The sequence below is a fragment of the Helicobacter suis genome, assembly GCF_902196135.1.
In the GTDB taxonomy this organism is placed as follows: Bacteria; Campylobacterota; Campylobacteria; order Campylobacterales; family Helicobacteraceae; genus Helicobacter; species Helicobacter suis_A.
Map to the genome: position 1 here is coordinate 98,811 of NZ_CABIKE010000001.1, position 24,670 is coordinate 123,480.

Genomic DNA, 24,670 nt, shown 5'->3' on the forward strand with positions numbered 1-24,670 from the left:
CGCTTATAACAAAGATGTTAAAATTATAGCATGCGGGTTGTGCTTATTTTAGGTTTGCTAGTTTTTCTTGCGGGTTGTACTAACCGCATGGATACAGCTTATATGCCCGGCTTTTTAGCTGAAAAACGCACCCAAGCCACTAGAAAAGGTGAGATTATCAAAGATCTACGCCCTGTAGTGAGTGTGTTTGCAACCCATTTAAACGAAGTAGACCCCGCATCTTATCACCAACGCGAGTTTTTCTTTATTGAGATATTTGCCCAAGATTCTAGTGTTTTTGAAAATGATGTGATGACTTATAAACTCTATGCTCTGAAGAATAGCTACACACCCATGTGGGTACGGCCAATTAGTAAAGATGAATTTGACTCGATATTTTACACCACTAACAAATACGCCAAAGCTTACTTAGTTGCCTTCCCTAAATTAGATCGCCTCTCTCAAGAGGAAGCCAAATTAGAAATGGATTTAGAAGGTTTAGGGACGATTACTTTTAATTTTGCCTACAGCGTACCCGCACTCAAATTTTAACCTGTAAGAGTAACAAAGATTAATTTTGTTATAATGATTTCATTCCCCCGTGTAAATTCCAAAGGATCAAAGTGGAGAAAATACTAGATATTGTAGAATTGATTGCCTATGAAAAGGGTTTGAGTTTAGAGACAATTAAAGATGTTGTAAAAAATAGCATTTTAAAGGTTGCGCGGAGTTGTTTAGACACAGAGGCTAATTTTGTTATTGATGATTCAAATAAAGATCTAGCCCTTTTGCATGTCGTTGAAGTGTGTGCCGATGGCGATCCTAAATTAGAACAAGACCCTAAAAATACACTCTCTTTAAAAGAAGCCCATAAAAGCGATCCGTCTTTAAAACCTAATGATTTATTGCACTATGAAATCAGTTTAAAAGACATGAAACGCGGCGCGGTCAATACGCTTTTTAAAGACTTAGAATACAATATCCAAAGAAGTTTAGAAGATCAGTATTTTCAGAAATATAAAAGCATGCTTAATACCATTGTTACAGGGGTTGTTTTAGATGTTGATGCCAATCAAAATACTTATATTGAAATTGATGGATTACAAGCAATCTTAGCCCTGAAAAATCGCATTAAAGGGGAAAGCTTTAAAGTAGGCAATAGTGTACGGGCTATTTTAAAAAATGTGCGTTTTAGTAAACAAGGTTTAGTCTTAGAACTTTCAAGAACAACCCCTAAATTCTTAGAAGCCCTCTTGCGTTTAGAAGTGCCTGAAATTGCTGATGAGGAAATTGAAATTATGGGCATTGCTAGAATTCCGGGTGATAGGGCTAAATTAGCTTTGCGCTCGCATAATAGCCAAATTGATCCCATCGGGGCAACCGTGGGGGTTAAAGGTGTGCGTATCAATGCAATTAGTAAAGAATTGTGCAATGAAAGCATTGACTGTGTGCATTACAATGAAATTCCAGAGATTTACATCGCAAATACCCTCTCACCTGCCCAGACAATTCGCATTAAATTAAGTGAAGAACAAGGAGAAAAAAGAGCACTTGTTAGCCTTTATGGCGATCAAAAAAGCAAAGCCATTGGTAAAAATGGCGTAAATGTACGCCTAGCTTGCATGCTCACTGGTTATAATATTGACTTTGAAGTTCTTGAATCTAAAGAAAACATGCCCAAAGATCAGAAGGTAGGCTTGAGCATGCTTGAATCTCTTTTTGCTAAACCCCCCAAAGATACCCCCTAAGTGGGCTTAGAGTAACATAGGCGCTAATATAAAACTAGAACAAACAGAAAAAGTAATTACGAGTACACCGGGAAAAAGGAAGGGGTGGTTAAAGATATAAGCGCCAATTTTAGTACTTCCCGTATCATCCATTTGAACAGCCCCTAATAAAGTTGGATAAGTAGGCAAAACAAAAAGTGCTGATGTGGCTGCAAAAGAAGCCACCACCATATAAACGCCGTGGTGGTTTTCAGGTGTGAGGCCTAAGGCTAAGATCACGCTAGGGATTAAAGCTTTAGTCGTGGCTGCTTGGGAGTAAAGCAGCATGCTAGTGAAAAATAAGCCTACAGCTAATAAAAAGGGATAGTGGCCAAGCAAAGAGGAGGCTAAAACTTTAATCGGTGCAATATAGCCCTTAACAAAGGTATCTCCAAGCCATGCTACCCCTAGTACGCATACACACGCACTCAAGCCCGCTTTAAAAGTACTGGTTTGTACTAAGTCGTTGCATTTGAGTTTACAAAAAAGAACAATACAAGTAGCAATGGTGAGCATGAAACTTACAATAGCCGCATCGCGTGGTAATACAACCGGATGAATCCACCCGACATTTTTAGAAATAGCCGTTGCATATAACACGACGGCTAAAATCCCTATAAGAAAAATATAAACCGAAAGTTTGGCGCTTTTGGGCAATGTACTAGCTTGTTTGGTAGCGGTTTGTACCTGTGCTTGTGCATTAAGTGCATTGGGTAAAAAGGTGCTAACGATGAATGCGGTGAGCATGCAGGCTAAAAATGTGGTGGAAATACAAATGACTAAAAGAATGGGATAGGATACCCCAAGGGGTTCTAAAAACGCACTCATGGTAATTACAGCCGCAGAAACAGGGCTAGCTGTAATGGCAATTTGGCTAGCCACTACGGCTAAAGATAATGGGCGGCAGGGGCGGATATTTTGTCCCTTAGAAACCTCTACAATAACAGGTAGTACCGAAAAAGAGGTGTGTCCTGTGCCGGCTAAAATAGTGAGGGTATAGGTAACTAAAGGCGCTAAATAATTGATGTATTTAGGATTGGAGCGCAAAACTTTCTCTGCAATTTGAACTAAATAATCTAGCCCCCCGGCTAATTGCATGCATGAAATTGCCCCAATTACTGACATAATAATTAAAATCACATCCCAAGGAATAACCCCAGGGTGCATGCCAAGCCCTAGTGTGAGCAACACAACCCCAAAACCCCCTGCAAATCCAATCCCCATACCCCCCAAGCGCACACCTAAATAAATAGCCCCTAAAAGCGCGATTAATTGTAAAACTAGATGCCAACTATCCATGCAAAACTCCTGATTTAAATTGCAAACTCCCAATCTTGAGATTGCAAAAACACCTCCCGCCAAGTTTCAGGATAAGTTTGCATTAATCCTTGTAAGTGTTTAGCCAAACTTGCATTAGAATTAAAAATACACAGATACGGGCCTAAAGATTGTAAACTAACATTAATAATACTAGAACTGCCATCATTCATGTTTTTAACTAGAATCTGGTGGGCATGTGTGGGTGTGTTTTCTAAAAAGTGTTGTTCCATGTGGCTAAGTTTAATCCCAAAATCACGGCTAAGAGCTGTACTATCAATGTGCTTTTGTGGATAAAAGATTAAAGTCCCCATGTTTTTAATAAAACTAGCCGCATCTTGGATAGAGTTAAGTTGGTTTGTATCTTGTAAGGCTAAAACCACCACCCCATTAGCCTTTCTAGCTTGGGTGATTAAAGTGTTAATGTGTGTGTTTAGGATAGAATTTTGCGCATAACTTTTAAATTCATCTATAAAGAGTAAAAACCCCTGATTGTGTTCTAAGGCTTGGTGTAAAATCTTATAAAAAATATAGTAAGCCAAAAGCCCTAAATCTTTAGGATTAGTACTAATAGCGTCCATGTTAATAGTTGTAATGGGGGTTTTAAATTCTAAGCTATCTTCTAAGGCGTTAAAAAGTGGGTTATGTAAATAAGGTTCTAAATTTAAAGCTTGGGTGTGGATCAATGCGTCTTTAAAATCTTGCAAGGAAAAACTTTGAGGGGGCAGGGTTGCGTATAAAGTTTTAAGGGTGTTAAGAATAGCATTACTAGCTTGGATGTCTAGCTGGTTTTGTGGCTTTAGAGAGATATTTAGCATAGCCGCATAAAAAGAGTGTAAAAAATCTATATTTTCTTTGGAATTTTTAAGAGATAGAGGGTTGATTTTAAAATGCGTGCCTGAGTTGTAAGTGCCGCCAAAATAATGGGTGTATGAAAATAATCCATAGGCGCGATCTAGGGCTAGAATATTGAGGCGATCGTATTTCAGCGCACTCATCATTAAAAAACTCATTAAAGTCGTCTTACCCGTCCCTGTAGCGCCAATAATCATCGTATGCCCATTGGCTCTATGCAAACTATGTTGTGCTGTATTGTGCGGTACTTCTTGGTTATGGAAATTAAAAAGATAGGGGGAGTGATCGAGGTTTTTAAACACACTTAGGGGCATGTTTCCCCAAGAGTTTGATTTAAAACCGCGATCAGGTTTTTCAAAGACAAGTAAACAAGCTAGGGCTTGAGAACTTTGACAACGCAAACGAGGGTTTAAATGCAAACGCCCGGGAAAGAAGGAAAAATAGGCAGGTCTAAGCCCTAAAGTTTCTACAACGCCTACTAGATGTCCATTAGATAAAAGGCTTAAAACCTCTTGGGTTTCTTGGTTGAGTGTTTCTAAATGGGGATGTCTAAGAATAAGATTACAGGCAATTTTTTGCAAACAAAGCTGTTTAGCTTGGATGCGCTCATAATATTCTTGTAACTCTTGTTTGACTAGCGAGCTAATGGTTAAACGGATTTTTTCTTGGATAAAAGATAGGGCTTTTTGCGTCTCTAAAGGTTCTATAGAAAAAATAATGTCTAATTCTTTTTCTTGGTGTAATAGATTTGCAAAAACCAAAGAGCTTAGAGTTTTACTCGCATAGGCCTTAATCCCTAAAATGCGGTTATACATACGCGATTCATGATATTCTTGAATATAGTAGTCTTTTTTAAAATGTACATTAGTCGCGATGTAACTATCTTCTAAAAAACCTAAAGTAGGCTTAAGAGGCATAAAAAAGCCGTTGATAAATTCTGCATAGAAATTTAAAGCTTGCGTGGCGGTGAGGGGTTTTGGTTTAAAGGGCTGGAGTGCATGGGTTATTTTAGACATGCAATCAGAAAGTAGCTTAGCTTGGTGATCATATAGCTGTGTGGAGGTAGTTGTAGTGATCTCTAGCTTTTTTTGTTCTAAAAAATCTTTAATAGGGCTTTTAGTGGTTTCAAAAATAAGAGTGTAGGTGTTTTCATAAATAGTTTTGTTTTCAAATTGATTAAGGATAGCTTGGGCATAAGGGTTACTCAACTGGTGGTTATGTTTGAGTTGTAATTTACGGCGTTTAGTGTGTACACGCAAAACAACCCCTTGTAGTTGATCTAAGGCATTTTGTTTACTCTGAAAATACCCCTGTAATTCCTCTTTGGCCATCGCATTTGCACTCAAACCCTCAAGTTGTAACATCCCCACTAACTGTTCATTTTTAGTCAGTAAAAAGCGCGTATCATAGAGCCCCAGAATATTATTTTCCTCAGCCATGCAATGAACTTTTGGCAAAGCACCCACAAGCAAATCTAAAGCCTTGTTGTATAAAAAATCCCACAGCACATGGAGCATTGATTCCCTTCAAAATCCCTATTATAGTGGCGTGTGGTAAATAGAAATAAGAATTGCTCCCGAAAGGGAGCGTTTTAATTATAAATAGAAGTTAGAAAGTGAAGACATAATTCACATACCAAGCATAGCGCCTCATCATAGTAATACCATTACCGAATTTTTGAGGAACCATAGGGAATTTAATACCCGCTTGGATAGCAGAGCGATCGCCGATACGGATACGACCACCTACATTAAAGAGGAATTGAAAACCGGTGTGGGTATAGCCATTAAAATCCCAAGTATTACCCGCTAATTGGATACCGCCCACTAGACCCATAGAAAAAGGACTTGTCGCGATGAAGTTAACAATCATATCAGCCGCACCGCCATAAGTGTACATGTTCCATTTGTATTGAGAATTAGGGCCCATTTGTGGAGAATTTTGGTAATCAAAGAAGCCATAAATTTGGCCACCAAACCATTTATTGATAAACCCAACGCCACCAATTTGTGCGCCTAAACCATAAAGGTGCATCCCAGAAGTAAGAGGAGTTCTATACGCGTCCCCTCCTGCTCTACCTTGTTGGTAACCTAGACCTAAGAAAAACCCATTTTTTTCATCTGCTTGGGCTACAGACATGGCACTAACAGCTACCAGACTAGAAAGGGTTAAGCTCTTAAAAGTGCGCTTGAGACTCATAAAAAACTCCTTATTTTTAAAGATAGAAACACATAAGCTAATAGTGTTCCAGATTCTGCTTAAAAAAGCATGGATCAGATCGTCCATGCTGGGCGGACATGGCAAACACATAGTAAACAAAAAGGTTTTTGCTTTTTTGTGTACTCTAAAAATCCTTCTACTTTTAGACTTTCTTTTTAATTCTCTGTGGCTAAAATGCTTTTGGGGGTTGGTTGGTGCTTTTGTACCTTTCCCTCCTTGTTTGAGTGCTAATAAAAGTTATGTTTTTCTTTGATTTGTATCAAAAAGTTGTAGTACTCTAAAACCTTTCGTCATCTGGCATGTGTTCTAAGATTAACCCAACGGCTAAAGATTTACCCCCACCATAGCGCAAAGGACTTTTACTATAGCGTTTGTAATGTAATTTTTGTGGATAAAGACTTTTTAAAAATGTGGATTTTTGCATGGACTTTGGATTTTAACAGGGTTTAACACGCCCTAGTTTGGTGCAATTATCCCCCACTACCTCTAAAAAACTTGCCTCCTTATCTAAGGGCACTTCTACTAGTATAGCCTGTGTGCTAAAGTTTTGTATAGACTCTATTGGCGCGTCTAGTACAAAATCTTTTTGAGAAAGCCGTGCGGTTTGGCTTAGGGTGAGTAAAAGATCATTTTCTATAATTTCTTGCGTGCTTGCAATCAAAGAATGCTCTAAAAGTTGGTATAAAACACCCCATAGATGTTTTTCTTGGATTAAATCAAGGGGTTCTTGTTGTTCTAATAAACTCTCCTCTAAATATTGCCCCTGTGTCTTTAAAAGATAGAGCAAGCCATCTTGTTGCCATAATTTAGATACAGCTTTATATTGGCACAAACCCACAGCGACTAACACCAAAGTAGGCGGGATTTTAAAAACCTTGTTATCTCTGTGGGTTTCATTATTTAACGACACATTACCACTCACTACAGGCACTTTTAAAGCCTCTTGGCTTTCTATTAGCCCGCCTAGCATTTCCTCTAAAACCCATGCGTCCTCTTCTACACCGGCTAAATTAATCCCATCACTTACACCCAAAATTTTAGCTCCGCCTAACACCAAATCGCGGCAAGCACGCACAAAAACGCGTTTGCTATCCTCTCTAGGGTCTTGAATACTTAGGGGAGTGGAGCTTGCTAAAGCTATCATAAGGTGGTTGTTGATTTCAGGAATCCATATTCGTTTAGTCTCTAAGCTTTGTTTGGAATTTAAGAGATTTTGATGGGTAGTTTGTAAAAAAGAGGGGGCTTTAGCAAACAAAGGTTTTAAAGGGGGATTGAGCAATAAAGAGAGGGGCAAAGAGACACAGGGCTTATTTTGAAAAGTGGCTATAAAATCTTGTTGTGGGGTAATTTGCCCCACGATAGCGCCTTTAAGCCCATATTTAGCGCTAATTTCTAAGGCCTTGTGCGCTTGATCTGGCATGAGACATAAAAGCATGCGTTCTTGAGTCTCGTTTAATAAAAGCGCTAAAGGCTCTAAAGGTTCATAAAAGGGCACATTCTCCAGCTCTAAACTCACCCCACACCCCCCCTTAAAGGCCAACTCTGCACTAGCGGTAGCTAACCCTCCAGCCCCTAAATCCTGTGCCCCTATAATGGGTAAAGTGTGATAAATTTGCAAACACGCCTCGATCAGTTTAGCCTGCAATTTGCCATCACCTTTAGGTACATTTGAGTTTGTATTAGCCTCTAAGGCTTGGCTACTCATGCGCGCCCCATCTAGCCCCTCAGATCTACTAGGTTTGCCGATAAGCACTAATAAAGCCCCTTCTTTGGCTTTTGCATGTACTAAGCATCTTTTTTCAACCACCCCCAAAGCACAGGCATTCACTAACACATTGTGTTTGAAATCTTGAGAAAGACCGGTATCAGCGCCTAAATCTTGAACATGGGTATTTTTGGCATAATCTTGAATACCCCCTAAAGCTTCTTTCAAACTAGAGTGATTATTAAAACGCAAGAAAGATAAGCCCGCCACAGGCCTAGCCCCCATGCTTAAAACATCGCGCTCAATTCCGCCCAAACCTGTAGCCGCCCCCTCTTTAGGGTTTAAAAAACTAGGGTGGTTATGCGATTCAACTTTAAATACGGCTGCATACTCTGCGCTAATTTCTACCACCCCCGCATTTTCTGTAAAAGCCCCCAACTTTTTTAATAAAGCTTTACTGGAGCGATACGCGCAATGTTCGCTCCATAGCGTGGCAAAAAGGGCTTTTTCTAATTCACTAGGCGCGCGCTTTAAAGTCTGTGTGATAATGCTTAGATCAGATTCACTTAGTGAACTTGCGCTCATAATCGCCCTTATCTGTAACAATTTTAAGCTCGATAAGTTCTGTAGGCTCGCATTTGAGGCGGTAGACAATTTTTTGAGAATATTTAAGGCGGTGGTTAAAGAGGGGTTCTTTTTTGAATTTTTCTTTGAAATCATCGCCCACTTTGCGGACAATGTTACAAGAATTGCCTCTATTTGGAATTACCTTTTTAATCACCACATCCTCGCTATTGAGTGAAATAATGGTTAAAATCGTGCGATCTAGTACAGTGCCAATCACTTTTCCACCCCGGGGTTTATAAGTGATTTTAAACTGCAAATCAGCCGCTCCTAAACTTGCGCATAAAAGAACACTGCAAAAGAGAGTTTTAAACATGATCTTCCTTTTCTTGGATTTCTTTTTGTAATTCAGCCTCAAGTGCTGTTGTAAACACGGGAGTATAATCCTCTGCGGGTAAATTCTCTTTTAATTCAAGTAAGATATTTAAGTAGTTTTCTTTAGGCAAATCGCCCCGACTTAACATGTATTTTAAATAAAGCCAATAGGTGTTGAGTACATCGCTTTGGCAATAGCTATCAATGCGCTTTAAATCACAAGGTTCTTGGTAATAAAATTTATAAACCTGATCCCCGCTTAGATCATACTTACCCGGCAAGCCACACATCGCACAGATTCCATCAAGCTTTAGTTTAATACCGCTGAAGTGTCCTAAACTATCTAGTAAATCTACATGGAATGTTTCGCAGTAGCGGTAGCGGTAATTTTTCCATTTATCTTTATTTTCTTGTTCATAAAAAGAGGGCACGCTAAGATTAAAAGCTAAAGCCTTGAGTAATAAAAGAGGCATGTCAAATTGGCGACCATTGAAGGTTACTAGTTTAGGTTTGTCTTTGTTAAAAAAGCTAAAAAAATCGGCCACTAAAGTTTTTTCATCATCACATCCCTTACCAAAATTACCCACTTTTTTAAAATAACCCTGTTCATCAGCAATTACGCTAGCAATTGAAACAATCTTATGCAAATGCAGGGGTAAAAAGGTGCTTTTATAATGCTCTTCATGCCATGCAAAAACATTTTGACAGATTTCTATGGGGTTTTGTGTGTCTTCACACAGATTCGGATAATATTGTTTGATTAGCGCTAGATTAGGCACGGTTTCAATATCTAGTACACATAAACGCATCACCGCCCTTTTAAGTTAGCTTGTATTAGAATGGCTATTTTAAAATTTTTGAGCTTAAGGACTTGCATGGTTGTAACGCGCTTTGCCCCCTCCCCTACTGGGCATTTACACATCGGCGGATTAAGAACAGCCTTGTTTAATTATTTGTACGCAAAAAGTTGTGGCGGTAAATTTTATTTACGCATTGAGGATACGGATTTAGATCGCAATGTAAAAGAGGCTACAGAGGCGATTTTAAAAGCCTTTGAATGGGTGGGGCTTAAAGCCGACGGGGAAATTCTTTATCAATCTAAGCGCCTTACTATTTATCAGCGCTATATTAAGCAATTACTAGAAGAGGGCAAGGCTTATTATTGCTACATGCAAAAAGAAGAGTTAGAGGCTTTAAGAGAAGAGCAAAAAGCTAGAGGGGAGACTCCTAGATATGACCGGCGTTACCGCGATTTTAAGGGCACACCCCCTGCAAATAAAAAACCTGTTGTGCGTCTTAAAGCACCCCTAGAGGGGGAGATTGTTTTTTACGATGGGATTAAAGGGGAGGTGCGTATACAAGCAAAAGAATTAGATGATTTTGTGATCGCGCGATCTAATGGAGTACCGACTTATAATTTTGTGGTTACCATTGATGATGCGCTAATGGGAATAAGCGCTGTGATTCGTGGAGACGATCACTTAAGTAACACCCCTAAACAAATTTTGATCTATCAGGCTTTGGGTTTTACTATTCCAGATTTTTACCATGTTCCCATGATTTTTAACGAGCAAGGGCATAAGATGAGTAAGCGAGACGGGGCTATGGGGGTGATGGATTATAAAAATTTGGGCTATTTAAAAGAGGCGCTCTTAAATTTTTTGGTGCGGCTTGGCTGGAGTTATGCGGATCAAGAAATTTTTAGCATGCAAGAGATGTTAGCGTATTTTAAGCCGGAGGATTTAAATAGCGCGCCTAGTTGTTTTAGTTTGCATAAATTAGATTGGCTTAATGCCCACTATCTTAAAGAAACACCTAGCGCCAAACTCCAAACTTTGCTAGAGGATTTTAATTTACCCCCAAATTTTAAGGATTTAAATGCGCCTCAAAAAGACATTTTATTAAACGAATTAAAATTAAGATGCCACACCCTTAAAGAAATGGCAATTAAAATAGCTGAGGTGCTTACACCCCCTGCTAGCCATGCACTTAGTAAGCTAAAAAATTTAGATCAAGTCCGCACTATCCTCACAAAGTTTAACGCTACACTCACCCCCGCTATATTTGCTAGTTTAGAAACACTTGATGGTTTTTTACACCATTTCATGCAAGAAAATGATCTTAAACCCGGGGCTTTGATGTTACCTGTGCGGATTGCACTTCTAGGCCAGCCCGGAGGCATTGGGGTTAAAGAAACACTTTCTATATTAGGATTAGAGGAATGCCAAAGCCGCATAGCGGCTTTTTTAAACAACCTTTAGTGGTTGTGGCTTCTGACAAAATCTACGAGCTGGCGGGTATCAATACCAATTGTAACGAATTGTTGGAAGGTGGTATACCATGGACCGCCATGTCCATTCAAGCTATGGCCATTGCCCCCACCAAAGAAGTTAAAGAAGCAGTCAACCCGAGCGCTTAACCATTTGTTTTTATAAACATAAAAGAGCGCGATTCGCTCAAAGTTAGGCGCATGATACCATGGCAAGCCAGTATAGAGCGCACGGCCATAAGTACGATAAAACGCCATTTGAGGTTTATCAGAGAAGTAGTATTTGTTATAAATACCAAAGCCTTTATACTGCGCTACAAAGTCAAATTGTCCGCCAAAGCTGTTATACCACTGGCTAGGGCCACAATTTACACCCCGTCGTACGCAGTAGTGCTCTTGTTCACTCATCGTACCAAAGGCAAAGGAAATTTGATCCATATAAGGCATGAGCCGTTTGAGACTGGTTTTAATATAAGCATAATAGTAGATACGATCTAAGACAGTTGGGTTAGAGTACACACCGGGTACGCCCCCATCTGGTTTGCCTTGTAAATAAGGATAACCACCGGGCCAAAGAGGATTTGAAGTAATCCCCGGATCATCATTACCGCCCCAAGGATACACGCTTCCCATGCTATAGTGGCCGGTGTTATGGAAAGCCACAACGCGCCCACCAAATTTAAGGTAATCTTTTAAGAAAGACCACTCACTTGCTCCAAAATAAAGCATTTGATTTAGGTTATAGTGGTTAGCGGCGTATTCTTTGGTGCCGGGTTTGCCAACATTATTCCAGTTACGGCCTCCATACCAGTCAAGAATAAATTCTGCCCAACCATTCCACCAGCGGTTAGGATTATAAGCAGGTTTAAACTGAAACATCGCTCCGCGTGCGGTTGGATCTTTAAACCAGAAGAGCTTTTTAAAAGCCGCAAGAGGATAGGAAGCAATGGAGTAAGTTCTTGGGATGATCCCGATGTAGGTTCTAAAATTCTTGCCTACATAACTATAATACCCAACTAAACCCCAAGAGTAGGGGAAGTAACTATAGTGGGTGTGTAGGTTTTGGATAAACCATGCCCCAAACATGAAAGATTGGCGTTTGGTAAATTGCAAACCTATAGTGGGGATAATCCTATTTTTGAAGTTATCCAAGCTATTCCACATAGGGTTATTTTTGCCCGCGAGGTTATAAGTAAAGCTCATGTATTTGAGGTCCCAAGCAAAACTAACCGCGTCCAGCCCCGTGCCAAGACCGGCAGAGCAGAGCGCACCAAAAGCCCCGCATTTTAGCAACTTAAACACTTGCACAACAAGACTCCTTAATTTTGGTTCTGGACTTTGTTTTGATCAACCTAGCAACCTGATCAGCTTGTCCGAAGCAACAGAAGTATTCTAGGACTTTAAGATAAAAAAAAACTTAAAAAGTTCAATTTATAATGTTTTTTATCTATTTTATGTCTATTAAATCCCACTTTTGGTTAGTTTTAGAACAATGGAGGAATTATAAGGAATTATAAGGAATTATAAGGAATTATAAGGAATTATAAGGAATTATAAGGAATTATAAGGAATTATAAGGAATTATAAGGAATTATAAGGAATTAGCGCGCCCGCGCCGTTTTATGGTTTTGCAGAGTTTTTAATTTTTTAGGAGAGTGTATTTTGGGTGATTTTTATTCCAAAATTGTAGAAAACTGCGCAGATATAGGGCTTGAGTTAGAAAAGGTAGCGCAGTCTTATAATCTTGATGTGGGCGAGTTGTGGTTTGATTTACTCAAAGTACACACCCTGATACGCATAGACCCTAAGGGCGAATTTAAAATTTTAAGTCCTGAGAATGCAAAACGCATTGATGAGGATTCTTTTTATGAAAACAAAAATTTAGAGGTGATTCAACGCTATGACATCTGTGTTAAAAAAAGACTCTTTAAATATTTCTTAGACATAGAATTATCCGCCGATGAGGATAAGCTGTATGTGGTGCTTGAACATCCCTTTATGATCATTAATGATCAATGGCTGTTTAATGAGCTATGCGATCATGTAGAAGCTTGCATGGCCTTTAAAAGAATCATCTTGCGCCAAATGCCAGCCCAGCACGCATTATTTAAACAAGAACTTGCCCGCTGCGCTACACTAGACACCTATCCCGATCGCTTTTGTATCAAATACGCAAACTACAAGCCCAGTAGGCATGGGTTTTTTGAATTTTCTTTAAAAAAAGTTTGGGAACAGAAGAACAACGAAGATGCCCCGATTAACTCCATTTATGGAACGGGTAAAGGCAATGTAGTTTTAGAGTACATTAAACCCGTACAGGGGGTAACTGGGCGTAATTTAAAAGGGAAAATGTGTGTAGTTGAAACAATAGAAAATACGCCTGTTGTGTTAGAGTACAGCGCGGAGGCTTTTGAGGCTAGTGATTCGCCACAAAAAATTAGCTATATTTCTAAGGCGATTCAGTATGTGGCCTTCCTTAGCACCTCCTCAAATAATACCCTTAAAAGTTTTGTAAGATACGACTATATGGACATGAAGAGTACGAATATGCCCATGTTTTTAGGAGGGATTGAGGAGGGCCCGATACTTAAAATTGGCTCTAAAAGTGAAATTGATGATGCCATTGAAAATAATTTACGGGTAGAGGCTAAAGAAATTTATATTCAGGGCAATGTGGGTAAAAATGTTAAATTAGTGGCTAAGAAAATTTCTATTGAGGGGCAATTGCACGCTGAGAGTAGTGCCATAGCTGATGAGATTGCTATCACTAATAATAAAGGTCTGTGCAAGGGTAAGATTGTGCGCTGTAAATATGCTGATCGGGGGACTATCTTTGCTGAAACTTGCGAGGTTGAAGCCTGTGCGGGGACTTTAATCCATGCTAAAGAAATCACAATCAAACAGGTTAAGTCTAATAACACCTTTTATTTTTCCTCCAAGTGTGATATAGAAAGTGTAGATGGCAATGAAAATGCCTTTCGCTTTTCTGCCTTTAGCACACCTGAAAATAAGGAAGTTTTAGAGCACATTAGAGTAGCGATGGATACTTACAAAGACAAAGCACAAAGGGTTATGGTTGAGTATCAAAAGCTAAATGTTTATATGCAAAAAAACCAACCCGTTATTGATAAAATCCGCAACGCCGATGTTGCCACACGAAAAGCGCTCATTGAACAAGATTCTATCAAACGCATTTATTATGATTTTATGGATTGCTTAAAACGGGTTAAAATTTTACACATGTATCTTTCTAGAATCCAAGACCTCAACCGCTCCTTTGTAGAACGGTTAACCCAAATTGAATCAGAAATGAAACAGGCAAAAATCCATACAAATGGTCCTTGGACGGCGTTTAACACCATCACCTATGTAAAAATCTATACAAGAGGTTCTCAAAATGTCTTGACAGAAAAGGGAGAAACAGCAGATTATATTTTAGAAAATGGAGAGGTGAGTAAGGTTGCGCGCTACCAACACGCCACTTAATCCATGATTGTCGGGTTAAGGGGCACTATTTTACAGGTTTTGCCTACTTTTATTGAGTTAGAAATTGGTGGGGTTGTTTATGGGGTACATGTCAGAGCAGGGGAGAATTTTGAGCCAAAACAAGAAGTGTATTTACACACCGCCCAGATTATTAAAGAGGACGGGCATAGCCTTTATGGCTTTGTGCAGCGCACAGAAAAAGAACTTTTTGAACGGCTTTTAAAAGTTAATGGAGTGGGGCCTCGCGTGGCTTTGGCTATTTTATCTACCTATAGCTGTGCTGATTTTAGTACATGTATTCAAAGTAAAGACTTGAAGGCCTTACAAAGAGTACCGGGCGTGGGGGCTAAGTTAGCCGGAAAAATCATGCTAGATTTAGCCGGTTTAGTGCTACAAGAGGAAACAGAAATAAAAGATAGAGCCATAGAGCAAGCCGTGTTAGGTTTACAAAGTCTAGGGTTTAAAACAACAGAGGCATTTAAAATTTGTTCAAACTTACCCAAAGGGCTAGATACAGCAGATTTAATTAAACTAGCCCTCCAACAACTTAAATGAGAAGTAAAATGCAAAAAACATGGCAGGCTACTAGCTGGCGCACTTTTCCCATTCTCCAACAACCCCACTATAGCGATCCTTTAGCCTTAGAGAGAGCCGAAAAAACCCTTAAAACCTACCCACCCCTTGTTTTTGCCAAAGAAATTAATAGCCTTAAAACCGCTCTCAAAGAGGCCGCACACGGGCGGGCTTTTTTATTACAAGGGGGGGATTGTGCGGAGAGTTTTGCTAGTTTTAGTGCGGATAGTATCCGCGATCTCTTTAAAGTTATTTTACAAATGAGTGTGGTTTTAGCCTTTGGTGGGGGTTGCCCTGTGATTAAAGTAGGTCGCGTGGCCGGGCAATTTGCTAAACCAAGAAGTGCAAAGAGTGAGATCATTAATGGGGTTGAAGTGCCTATTTACCGGGGGGATATGATTAATGGATTAGAGATTACAGAGCGAAACCCCGATCCAGCTAGGCTATTACAAGCCTACCACCAAAGCGCGGCGACTTTAAATTTATTACGCGCCTTTGCTAAGGGAGGGTTAGCTGACTTAGCTGAAGTACAGCGCTGGAATTTAGATTTTGTGAAAAATAATAGCTTTGGGCAAAAATACGAGGCTTTGGCTTTACAGATTACAAAAGCCCTTGAATTTATGCAAGCTTGCGGGGTGGCTAACATGCCTGCTTTACAAGAAACAGATTTTTACACTAGCCATGAGGCGCTATTACTCAATTATGAAGAACCTTTAGTGCGCCAGGATAGTTTAAGCGGGCGCTATTTTGCTTGCTCAGCGCACATGCTTTGGATTGGAGAGCGCACAAGAGGGTTAGATCAAGCCCATGTTGAATTTTTAAGAGGGGTGGGTAATCCTATTGGGGTTAAGATAGGGGCTAAGACAAAATTAGAGGATTTATTAGGTTTATGTGAGGCGCTTAATCCTACTAATGAGCCGGGAAAATTAAGTTTTATTGTGCGCATGGGGGTTAAAGAGTTGCCCCGTGTTTTTCCTGAATTATTAAAAGGAGTTTTGGCGCACAAAAAAGAAGTGGTGTGGGTGTGTGATCCTATGCATGGCAACACCACTAAAACCCCTAGCGGGATTAAAACAAGGTCTTTTACACATATTTTAGAGGAAGTACAACATTTCTTTGAAATCCACCGCGCTTTAGATAGCTGTGTAGGGGGGATTCATTTAGAGATGACCGGGCAAAATGTAACCGAATGTGTGGGCGGATCGCAGGGCGTGAGCGAGGAAAGTTTAAAAGAGCACTACCACACACAATGCGACCCACGACTTAATGCTACCCAATCTTTAGAATTAGCCTTTTTATTAGCCGATAAACTCAAAGAGCGCGTGGTATATTAAAGCGCATTTTTTTGGGTGTGTTTGAGGGCTTCTTTGCGTCTGATCGCCCGTTCGTAGCGTTCTTTTTCTTTCTCTGTACGGGGAGTGAAAGAAGGCATGGGCACGGTTTTACCGTCTTTAACAGCCACCATTGTAAAATAACAGCTATTGGTGTGTGTAGCGGTTTTGTTTTTAAAATCCTCACAAACCACTTTAATCCCCACCTCACAACTTTTAGTGCCCACATAATTCACACAGGCATAACAGGTTACTAAAGTCCCGATTGGAATGGGGTGTTTAAACAGCACGCGATCTACACTTAAGGTAACAGTAGGGCAACCACAATAACGAGTAGAGCACACATAAGCCACTTTATCTAAGAGATTTAAGAGCTCTCCGCCATGCATGACACTATTAAAATTAACCATCGTAGGGGTTACTAGAAAGGACATGACTAATTGTCTTGCATCTCCGATACTAGACATTGTATCAGCCACTAGATCTGTTGTATTGCTCATAACAGCTCCTTAGAAAAAAATAGGGTTATTTTAGTAAATTTTGGATAATGTCAGTCAAATTTTACTAAGGTTGTTTATGTTACTTTTTACCGGTGCTTGTGGGTATATTGGTTCGAGTGTGGCGCGCTATTTTTTAGAATACACGGCTTATAAAATCTGGATTGTAGATAATTTGAGTACAGGTTTTGCTATCCATGCACAGATTTTAAAAAAGCTTTATCCGGATCGTGTGTATTTTGATCAGATAGATTTAAAAGAAAGCGCTAAGCTTGAGTTTGCCTTGCAAGAAAAAGAAGCGCAGGGGCATCAAATTTTAGGGGTATTACACTTTGCAGCTAAAATTTTAGTTGAAGAATCCACCCATAAGCCTTTAGAGTACTATGAAAATAACACCCTTAACACCCTTAAATTAGCGCAGTTTTGCCTCCAGCATAATATAAAATATTTTCTTTTCTCCTCCAGCGCAGCCACTTACAAGGCTAGTTCAGAGCCTGTAAGTGAAAATGCCCCTCTTGATCCGCTTAATCCTTATGGGGCTTCTAAAATGATGAGTGAGCGCATGCTTTTAGATTTGAGTTTAGCCTCTTCTTTTAATTGCGTGATTCTGCGCTATTTTAATGTGGCAGGCGCGATACACTTTAATGATTATAAAAACGCGCTTGCACTAGGCCAGCGTACACAAAATGCCACGCATTTAATTAAGATTGCTTGCGAGTGTGCGGTGGGTAAACGCGCCTCTATGGCTATTTTTGGCTCAGATTATCCAACCCCAGATGGAACATGTATTCGTGATTATATCCACATTGATGATTTAGCGCTTGCGCATTTAGAGGCCTTTAAAACTTTGCTTGAGAAACAAACGAGCGAGGTTTACAATGTAGGCTATGGCAGGGGTTATAGTGTGGCTGAGGTTATCAATAAAGTTAAAGAAATTTCAGGGATCAATTTTTTAGTGCGCAAACAAAACAGGCGCGCAGGTGATCCTAGCTCTTTAATCGCTAATGCGCATAAAATCCTCACACAAACCACTTTTAAACCCCGCTTTGATAGTTTGGATTTGATCATACAAAGCGCCTACGAATGGGAAAAGTATTTAAGTAAATGTTAGAGGTGGTACTCACAGGGGCAAGCAGTGGCATAGGTTTAGAGAGTACACGCCTACTACTTAACAAGGGCTATAAAGTGTATGCTCTTTCTAGAAAAAGTAGCACGATTAAAGAATTAGATCACCCAAATTGCACCCGTATTGATTGTGATTTACAAGATCAAAAGCAGATAGAACAAGCTGCGCATTTTATCCTCAAGCAAAGCAATGTACTTTTTGCCCTAATTAATAATGCCGGCTATGGCCTTTTTGGCGCACTTGAAGAACAAGAAATACAGCAGGCTAAAGCTCTTTTTCAAACTAATCTTTTTGGGCTAGCTAGACTTAGCGCACTATTATTGCCTAAACTACGCACTAACGCCACCCTTAAGCCTAAAATTATCAATGTAGCCTCTAGTGCAGGGAGATCTACCACACTTTTTTTAGGCTGGTATCATGCGAGTAAATACGCCCTAGAAGGCTATAGCGATTGTTTGCGCGCTGAGCTTTTGCCTTTGGGAGTTTCTGTAATACTCATTGAACCCGGGGCGATTAAAACTAAATGGGATGAGGGTTTAAGTGAGCCTGCTTTTAAAGGGGTTTATGCTAAGGAACTAGAAAAAACCCACGCTTTTTTTAAACAAGTTTATGCTAGCGCGAGTCCTGCAAGTGAGGTTGCTAACACCCTTATAAAGGCCTTAGAATCGCCTAATCCTAAGACGCGCTATTTGGTGGGAAAATACGCGTATCTATTAGTCTATGGTAAAAAATTTTTACCGGATAAAATTTATGATCGTTTTATGCGTTGGTTTATTTTAAGGTGAGTGGTACGGAAGAGAGGAATCGAACCTCCACGCCTTGCGGCGTCAGATCCTAAGTCTGGTGCGTCTACCAATTTCGCCACTTCCGCTTAAAAAGCGATCATTGTAATTTCTACCCCTTTAAAATACGCTTAAAAGTGTTTTTAAACCTTTTAGTGTGGTTGTTTGTAGGGGATACAATTTTAATTAAAACTTAAAATCTATAGAAAAAATGGGGAGATTTTGGTAAAAAGCTTTCCTTTTTCTAGGGAGGGAATTAAATGGGTTAAAAACGCCCCCCACCCTTATAAAAGCGCTAATAGAAAATAAAGAAAGGTATGGGCTTATAAGTTTCTAGTAAAAATTTGATTATACTAGATCCTTTTTAGGAGGAAATGATGGATCATCTGAGCCGCAAGAAAATTTATAACCCCCAGAGCCAAGAGCAGGTGAGCGATCGCCAAATTTTTGGGGGTAACCCGACAAGTATGTTTGATCTAAACAAAATCAAATACCCTTGGGCGTCTAAACTGTGGAAAACCATGCTCACTAATACTTGGTTTCCTGAGGAAGTGAGCATGCATGGGGATAAAAACCACTATTTACACCTTAGCCCCCAAGAAAAAATAGGCTACGATCGCGCCCTCGCCCAGCTTATTTTTATGGATAGTTTGCAAACCAATAATTTAATTGATAATATCAACCCCTTTATCACTAGCCCAGAGATTAATTTATGTTTGGTACGCCAAGCTTATGAGGAGGCTTTACATAGCCATAGTTATGCGGTGATGGTGGAGAGCATTTCGGCTAATAGTGATAGTATTTATGAGATGTGGCGTACCGATGTGGCTTTAAAGAATAAAAATGATTGTATCGCCCAAATTTATATGGATCTCTCTAATAACCCCACCGAGTACAATTTACTTAAAGCCCTTTTTGCTAACCAAATTTTAGAGGGGATTTATTTTTATAGCGGCTTTAGTTTCTTTTATGCTCTAGCGCGCAGTGGTAGAATGCTAGGCAGTGCCCAGATGATTCGCTTTATCCAGCGCGATGAACTCACCCATTTACACCTTTTTCAAAACATGATCAACACTTTACGCAAGGAAAGAAGCGATCTGTTTAGTCCGGATCTCATCGCTGAGGTTAATGAAATGTTTAAACAAGCAGTGGATTTAGAAAGCGCTTGGGGGGCTTATATTACACAGGGTGAAATGCTAGATTTAAGCCCACAAATCCTTAGAACCTATACAGAATACCTAGCCGATACCCGTTTAGCTGTTGTAGGACTACCTAAACTCTATCACAGCCAAAACCCCATTAAATGGGTTGATCAATTTGCTAATTTTAATAGCCACCGCTCTAACTTCTTTGAGGCCAAAGTAAGCAACTACTCTAAGGGTAGTCTAAATTTTGAGGGATTTTAAGTGCATCGCATTAAAAACGCCCACATGTGCGAGGCTATTGCTAAACATTTTCCCTTAGAAGAATCGATTAAAAAAGCCATGTGTGCTATTGATCGCGAGGAATTTGTCTCCCCCAAACATTTAGCCTATAGTTTAAATGCTTTGCCTATGGGAGGGGATCAATTTGTCAGCTCCCCGCTTACTGTGGCTAAAATGACGCAATATTTAGAACCAAGTGGGGCCGATAGCGTGTTAGAAATTGGCTGTGGGAGTGGTTATCAGGCAATGGTGCTTTCTAAACTTTTTCGCCGTGTTTTTAGCATAGAGCGCATAGAAAAACTGCTTTTGCAGGCTAAAGAGCGCTTTAGAAAATTACAAGTTACTAATATCCACACTAAACTTGGCGATGGACAAGAAGGCTGGAAAGAATTTGCCCCCTACGATCGCATTCTCTTTTCAGCCTGTGCGACACATATCCCACAAACTCTTTTTGATCAACTCCTAGAGGGGGGGATTTTAGTTGCGCCTATGCAGACAGAAAAGGGGCAGATTATTACGCGTTTTAAAAAGCACAATAGCCGCTTACTAACAGAAAGCCTAGAGCCCTGCCAATTTGTACCTATCCTAGATGGAATAGAACGGGGCACTTAGGAAGGTTACATGGATTTAGCCAAAACCTGCATGTTTAATGCTATTTCTCAGATTTTCTTTTCCTTCTTTTTAGTACTCTTTTTTATCGCCTCTATGGTGATGCTTATTGGTATTGCCAGCGTTACGCTTGTAGTTAAACTTAGCTTTTTAGATTTAGCCCAGCTCTACATCTACTCTCTCCCGGGCACCATTTTTTTTATCATTCCCATTACCTTTTTTGGGGCTTGCGCTATTGGTTTAGCTAGACTTTCTTACGATCATGAATTACTAGTCTTTTTCTCACTAGGCATCGCGCCTAAACAGATTGTTAAAGCCTTTTTGCCGCTTTGTATTTTTGTTAGTCTCGTGCTTTTAATCTTTTCTCTTATTTTAATCCCGGCTTCTAAAAGCGCTTATTATTCTTTCTTGCGGGCTAAAAAAGATCGCGTAGATGTGAATATCCAAGCGGGCGAATTTGGGCAAAAACTAGGCGATTGGTTGGTGTATGTGGGGCATAAAAAGAAAGATATTTTTAGTGATCTCGTACTTTTCTCGCATAAGGGTCTTGCCTTTGAAAGTTTTATGATCGCACAATCCGGGCAAATTAAAAATCAAGAGGGCATTTTTGGGATAGAGCTTAAAAAAGGAGATGCTTATTTTGCGGATAAAAACCAGTTGCGCAAAGTCCACTTTGAGACGCTTAATCTGCGCAATAAGCTAGCTTTTTCTGCTAGAAAAGATGCCGCTTATTTGCACTCCCATGACTATATCTCTTACTGGAAAAAGGCCTTTGGACCTCATCCTGATAAAAACCAACAACGCCGTTTTACACAGGCTATTTTAGTCTCTCTTTTTCCACTCGCTAGCCTTTTTCTCATTCCTCTTTTTGGGATTGCTAACCCTCGCTTTTCTAAAAACCTCTCTTATGTTTATGTGCTTTTGGCAGTGGGGTTATATTTTTTAGGCATGCATGTAGCTAGCCAAGATGCCCCCATTAGTGGTACGATTCTTTTGCCCATTGTGTGGATGCTTGGCGCTTATGGGCTTTATAGACGCATTATTGTACGCTTTTATTAATGCGCCGTTTTAAACTTGTGCTAGCCTATGATGGTAGCGCCTTTTGTGGCTTTGCTAAACAAGCAGGTTTTCACACCATAGAGGGTAGGCTTATAAAGGCTTTAGAGAGTTTGCAAATACCAAGCAAAATTTTAGCCGCTGGGCGCACCGATAAGGGTGTACACGCCACCCACCAAGTGATTGCTTTTAATACTTGTGATATTTGGAGTCCCTCTAAACTTCTCAAACACCTAGCCCCCAAGTTAGGATATTTTATTACCTGTAAAAGTTTAGAAGAAGTACCGCTTTCTTTTCACCCTAGATTTGAAGCCACAAAGAGGCGTTATCGCTATTTTTTAAGCTTAGCCAAACCCAGCCCTTTTTTAAGCCGCTTTGTGGGCTATCACTCTTGCGGGGACATGGGTATTTTAAAACAGGCTTTAGAACTTTTTAAAGGAGAACATGACTTTAAGTTTTTTAGTAAAAGTGGGAGTGATCCTAAAAGCACAGTTCGCAGTATCTACAAAGCCTTTTGCTATCCCTACATGCTTTATAACCTGCCTTGTTTGGTACTGGTATTTGAGGCTAATTCTTTTTTGCGATCACAGGTACGGCTGATGTTAGGCGCAGCCCTAGCTTGTTCTTTAAAGCAAATCTCTTTAGAGGATTTGTACAAACAAATCACGCTCCAAAGGCGCTTTTTAATGCGATCAGTTTCGCCTACAGGACTTTATTTAAGCTCTGTGTTTTATTAATTCATTAGCTTAAGTTTGTGGGCTTATAGGGTGGGTTGGTAGGTTTAAGTTTATAGTAGAGTTTACGCTCATATAAAAACTTATACCAATAAACACCCCAAAGTATCTTAGTGGAAATGTTGCCACAGATTTAGTACAAAGGACTTTTTAGCCGACTTATGCGCTAAGTTAAATGTGAATGCCACTAAAAGCATAGCCCAAACCACCGCCAACATCATTGAGAAGTTAGAGCAATGAGAAACGATCTTAATGATTGATGAGGCTGAACACTTGCCGGTATCAAGTTTAAAGGTGTTGTGCCGTTTGCATGATTTCACAGAAACGCCTGTAATTTTGGGCGGTACGCATGAATTGTTGAAAATTTTAAAAAGGTGCAAAAAACACTACTATAGCGCTACAAACTCGAGCATGGTAATTTCTAACCATGCCTTTTAATTCCCTACAAATGCGAAATGATCACCTCGCCAAATTCAGAACTAGAAACCTCGCTAGCTCCCTCCATCAAACGGGCAAAGTCATAGGTAACTTTTTTACTAGCAATAGCCCCTTGCATGCCCTTTACAACTAAATCTGCTGCCTCAATCCAGCCTAAGTGGCGCAACATCATCTCCGCACTCAAAATAATTGATCCAGGATTGACCTTATTTTGCCCTGCGTATTTGGGTGCGGTGCCATGCGTGGCCTCAAAGAGCGCGACGCTATCATTCAAATTAGCCCCCGGAGCAATGCCAATACCCCCCACCATAGCAGCTAGCGCATCTGAGATATAATCCCCGTTTAAATTCATGGTGGCAATCACATCATATTCTGCGGGGCGTAATAAAATTTGTTGCAAGAAGGCATCTGCAATCATGTCCTTAATCACAATTTCTTTACCGGTTTTAGGGTTTTTAAGGGTGCACCATGGGCCCTTATCTAGCAACTTAGCGCCAAATTCTCTTTGTGCTAGGGCATAACCCCACTTCATAAATGCCCCCTCAGTGTATTTCATGATATTGCCCTTGTGCACAAAGGTGAGGCTACTTCGATCATTATCAATGGCGTATTCAATGGCTTTGCGCACAAGTCTTTCTGTGCCTTCTAAACTAATGGGCTTGATACCAACACCACTGGTATTAGGGAAACGGATTTTAGAAACCTTGAGTTCTTCTTGTAAAAATTTGATGAGCTTTTTGGCCTCTTGACTGCCTTGAGCAAACTCAATACCCGCATAGATATCCTCGCTATTTTCTCTAAAGATAACCATATCCACTTTACCCGGTTCCTTAACAGGACTAGGGCTACCATACCAACGCACAGGTCTTAAGCACACATAAAGGTCCATTTTTTGACGCAAAGCCACATTTAAGGAGCGAAAACCCTCCCCCACAGGAGTGGTCAAAGGCCCCTTAATAGAGACTTTAAAATGGTTGATCGCCTCAATAGTATCAGGCAAGAGCCATTGCTCCTCTGGAGTGAGCGCACTCTCATTTTTAAATTTGTTATAGCACTTCTCGCCTACAAACACTTCATACCACGCGATTTTTTTAGCTCCCTTATAAGCTTTTTGCACGCTAGCATCCACCACCTTTTGCATCACAGGCGTAATATCCACACCAATCCCATCGCCCTCAATAAAAGGAATAATAGGGTTATTTGGCACATGCAATTTGCCCTCTTTAAAAGTAATGGCCTCCCCTTCTGTGGGCTGAGATAGGTATTTTGGGTTATAAGACATAGATTCTCCTTAGAATTAAGATTGCCCAGCATTCTAGCATGAAATTTTAACACTAAAGTCAGGCGATTTGGCACATCTTCTAGGCTGTGCTGTGTTGTAAGCGGTTCTTCTAACTTGTTGTAGCCAAAACCTAGCCTCTTTAAATTTGGCCGGCTTTATAAATACAATACCAACGCAAGAGACAAACAATTAGTGGTTTTAAGGACTTCTTTAGGGAAAATCTTAGCCATGAGCGCGTGAATCTGCTATACCTACTAACCTGTGCTTAGCGCTCACGCAGGC

General features: G+C 40.1%; 23 protein-coding genes and 1 tRNA gene. 13 read left to right on the plus strand and 11 right to left on the minus strand.

Going from position 1 to position 24,670, the window contains the following annotated elements:
• Positions 1-30: 30 nt before the first annotated feature.
• The gene (locus tag G6Q06_RS00480) at positions 31-531 is read left to right on the plus strand and encodes a hypothetical protein (RefSeq protein ID WP_163563839.1); all 501 of its coding nucleotides are present in this window, start codon (positions 31-33) and stop codon (positions 529-531) included.
• A gap of 71 nt (positions 532-602) precedes the next feature.
• On the plus strand, positions 603-1,727 hold the full coding sequence (gene nusA, locus G6Q06_RS00485; protein WP_205426636.1) for a transcription termination factor NusA: 1,125 nt from the start codon (positions 603-605) through the stop codon (positions 1,725-1,727).
• 6 nt (positions 1,728-1,733) lie between these two features.
• Here the strand turns inward: nusA and G6Q06_RS00490 are convergent, their stop codons facing one another.
• From G6Q06_RS00490 to G6Q06_RS00515, 7 genes are all read right to left on the minus strand, one after another.
• Complete coding sequence (locus G6Q06_RS00490; protein ID WP_163565381.1) at positions 1,734-3,044, minus strand: anaerobic C4-dicarboxylate transporter; 1,311 nt, start codon at positions 3,042-3,044, stop codon at positions 1,734-1,736.
• 14 nt (positions 3,045-3,058) lie between these two features.
• Positions 3,059-5,434, minus strand: coding sequence for an FtsK/SpoIIIE domain-containing protein (locus tag G6Q06_RS00495; protein WP_163565382.1), 2,376 nt, complete (start codon positions 5,432-5,434; stop codon positions 3,059-3,061).
• Positions 5,435-5,525: 91 nt separating this feature from the next.
• Positions 5,526-6,116 (minus strand): outer membrane protein, encoded by a 591-nt coding sequence (locus tag G6Q06_RS00500; protein WP_163533067.1) that lies wholly within the window; start codon positions 6,114-6,116, stop codon positions 5,526-5,528.
• A gap of 298 nt (positions 6,117-6,414) precedes the next feature.
• Positions 6,415-6,561, minus strand: a complete 147-nt coding sequence (locus tag G6Q06_RS08380) for a hypothetical protein (RefSeq protein WP_205435689.1) — start codon at positions 6,559-6,561, stop codon at positions 6,415-6,417.
• Positions 6,562-6,573: 12 nt separating this feature from the next.
• Positions 6,574-8,427 (minus strand): AIR synthase-related protein, encoded by a 1,854-nt coding sequence (locus tag G6Q06_RS00505; protein WP_163565383.1) that lies wholly within the window; start codon positions 8,425-8,427, stop codon positions 6,574-6,576.
• Entirely contained in the window at positions 8,405-8,782 is a 378-nt protein-coding gene (locus tag G6Q06_RS00510) for a hypothetical protein (RefSeq protein ID WP_163534692.1), read from the minus strand. The genes G6Q06_RS00505 and G6Q06_RS00510 overlap by 23 nt, the downstream gene beginning before the upstream one ends.
• The gene (locus tag G6Q06_RS00515; RefSeq protein WP_163565384.1) at positions 8,775-9,590 is read right to left on the minus strand and encodes a 3'-5' exonuclease; all 816 of its coding nucleotides are present in this window, start codon (positions 9,588-9,590) and stop codon (positions 8,775-8,777) included. The genes G6Q06_RS00510 and G6Q06_RS00515 overlap by 8 nt, the downstream gene beginning before the upstream one ends.
• A gap of 66 nt (positions 9,591-9,656) precedes the next feature.
• On the opposite strand from G6Q06_RS00515, the gene gltX reads away from it, so the two are divergent.
• Positions 9,657-11,042: a glutamate--tRNA ligase gene (gltX, locus tag G6Q06_RS00520; RefSeq protein ID WP_163565385.1), complete on the plus strand. Its 1,386-nt coding sequence runs from the start codon at positions 9,657-9,659 to the stop codon at positions 11,040-11,042.
• Here the strand turns inward: gltX and G6Q06_RS00525 are convergent.
• On the minus strand, positions 11,039-12,343 hold the full coding sequence (locus tag G6Q06_RS00525) for a hypothetical protein (RefSeq protein WP_163534748.1): 1,305 nt from the start codon (positions 12,341-12,343) through the stop codon (positions 11,039-11,041). The genes gltX and G6Q06_RS00525 overlap by 4 nt on opposite strands.
• Before the next feature lie 369 nt (positions 12,344-12,712).
• On the opposite strand from G6Q06_RS00525, the gene G6Q06_RS00530 reads away from it, so the two are divergent.
• The 3 genes from G6Q06_RS00530 to G6Q06_RS00540 are packed head-to-tail and all read left to right on the plus strand — an operon-like array spanning position 12,713 to position 16,443.
• Positions 12,713-14,536 carry a DUF342 domain-containing protein gene (locus tag G6Q06_RS00530; protein WP_240329127.1) on the plus strand — a complete coding sequence of 608 codons (1,824 nt, stop codon included), beginning with the start codon at positions 12,713-12,715 and terminating at the stop codon, positions 14,534-14,536.
• Positions 14,537-14,539: 3 nt separating this feature from the next.
• Entirely contained in the window at positions 14,540-15,091 is a 552-nt protein-coding gene (gene ruvA / locus G6Q06_RS00535) for a Holliday junction branch migration protein RuvA (RefSeq protein ID WP_163565386.1), read from the plus strand.
• On the plus strand, positions 15,088-16,443 hold the full coding sequence (locus tag G6Q06_RS00540) for a class II 3-deoxy-7-phosphoheptulonate synthase (RefSeq protein ID WP_163565387.1): 1,356 nt from the start codon (positions 15,088-15,090) through the stop codon (positions 16,441-16,443). The genes ruvA and G6Q06_RS00540 overlap by 4 nt, the downstream gene beginning before the upstream one ends.
• On the opposite strand, the gene G6Q06_RS00545 is transcribed toward G6Q06_RS00540, so the two are convergent.
• The gene (locus G6Q06_RS00545) at positions 16,440-16,940 is read right to left on the minus strand and encodes an acyl-CoA thioesterase (RefSeq protein WP_163533059.1); all 501 of its coding nucleotides are present in this window, start codon (positions 16,938-16,940) and stop codon (positions 16,440-16,442) included. The genes G6Q06_RS00540 and G6Q06_RS00545 overlap by 4 nt on opposite strands.
• A 76-nt stretch (positions 16,941-17,016) precedes the next feature.
• On the opposite strand from G6Q06_RS00545, the gene galE reads away from it, so the two are divergent.
• Both galE and G6Q06_RS00555 read left to right on the plus strand, forming a co-directional pair.
• A complete protein-coding gene (galE, locus tag G6Q06_RS00550) occupies positions 17,017-18,048 on the plus strand; it encodes a UDP-glucose 4-epimerase GalE (RefSeq protein WP_205435691.1) in 1,032 nt (343 codons plus the stop codon).
• Positions 18,042-18,848 (plus strand): SDR family NAD(P)-dependent oxidoreductase, encoded by an 807-nt coding sequence (locus tag G6Q06_RS00555; protein ID WP_240329128.1) that lies wholly within the window; start codon positions 18,042-18,044, stop codon positions 18,846-18,848. The genes galE and G6Q06_RS00555 overlap by 7 nt, the downstream gene beginning before the upstream one ends.
• A gap of 1 nt (position 18,849) precedes the next feature.
• On the opposite strand, the gene G6Q06_RS00560 is transcribed toward G6Q06_RS00555, so the two are convergent.
• Positions 18,850-18,934, minus strand: a tRNA-Leu gene (locus tag G6Q06_RS00560).
• A 288-nt stretch (positions 18,935-19,222) separates the two neighbouring features.
• Between G6Q06_RS00560 and G6Q06_RS00565 the strand changes: the two genes are divergently transcribed.
• The 5 genes from G6Q06_RS00565 (at position 19,223) to G6Q06_RS00585 (ending at position 23,106) form a co-directional block, all read left to right on the plus strand.
• Entirely contained in the window at positions 19,223-20,251 is a 1,029-nt protein-coding gene (locus G6Q06_RS00565; RefSeq protein ID WP_163533058.1) for a ribonucleotide-diphosphate reductase subunit beta, read from the plus strand.
• Positions 20,252-20,881: a protein-L-isoaspartate(D-aspartate) O-methyltransferase gene (locus G6Q06_RS00570; protein ID WP_163533057.1), complete on the plus strand. Its 630-nt coding sequence runs from the start codon at positions 20,252-20,254 to the stop codon at positions 20,879-20,881.
• A 9-nt stretch (positions 20,882-20,890) separates the two neighbouring features.
• The gene (locus G6Q06_RS00575; RefSeq protein ID WP_163563846.1) at positions 20,891-21,937 is read left to right on the plus strand and encodes an LptF/LptG family permease; all 1,047 of its coding nucleotides are present in this window, start codon (positions 20,891-20,893) and stop codon (positions 21,935-21,937) included.
• Positions 21,937-22,671 (plus strand): tRNA pseudouridine(38-40) synthase TruA, encoded by a 735-nt coding sequence (truA, locus tag G6Q06_RS00580; RefSeq protein WP_163565388.1) that lies wholly within the window; start codon positions 21,937-21,939, stop codon positions 22,669-22,671. Before G6Q06_RS00575 ends, truA begins: the two co-directional genes overlap by 1 nt.
• A gap of 249 nt (positions 22,672-22,920) precedes the next feature.
• Positions 22,921-23,106, plus strand: coding sequence for a hypothetical protein (locus G6Q06_RS00585; protein ID WP_163565389.1), 186 nt, complete (start codon positions 22,921-22,923; stop codon positions 23,104-23,106).
• 4 nt (positions 23,107-23,110) lie between these two features.
• On the opposite strand, the gene icd is transcribed toward G6Q06_RS00585, so the two are convergent.
• The gene (gene icd, locus G6Q06_RS00590; RefSeq protein WP_163563848.1) at positions 23,111-24,388 is read right to left on the minus strand and encodes an isocitrate dehydrogenase (NADP(+)); all 1,278 of its coding nucleotides are present in this window, start codon (positions 24,386-24,388) and stop codon (positions 23,111-23,113) included.
• Positions 24,389-24,670: the final 282 nt, after the last annotated feature.